The 261-nt window shown below is 64.8% G+C and carries 1 protein-coding gene; it reads right to left on the bottom strand.

What is annotated here, in order from left to right; translation table 11 throughout:
• A partial coding sequence (locus tag QM806_RS41100; RefSeq protein ID WP_283295073.1) for a transposase occupies nt 1-261 on the bottom strand: 261 nt, incomplete at both ends.

Here is a 261-nt window from a genome sequence, read left to right on the forward strand (position 1 = left end):
AGTACGAACCGGATCGCAGTTTGGGGATGGCGACGTCGAGGGTTCCGACGCGGGTGTCGAAGTCGCGGTGCCGGTATCCGTTACGGGAGTTGGTGCGCTCGTCGGAGCGTTGTCCGTAGCCGGCGCCGCACAGTGCGTCGGCTTCGGCGCCCATCAGGGTGTGGATGAACATCTTCAGTAGCTCGCGCAGCAGGTCGGGGCTCGCGCCGGTGAGTCGGTCGGTCAGGATCTGATGCAGGTCGATATCGTGGGCAGTGGTCA

This window comes from Rhodococcus sp. IEGM 1351, from assembly GCF_030056875.1.
In the GTDB taxonomy this organism is placed as follows: domain Bacteria; phylum Actinomycetota; class Actinomycetes; order Mycobacteriales; family Mycobacteriaceae; genus Rhodococcus_F; species Rhodococcus_F opacus.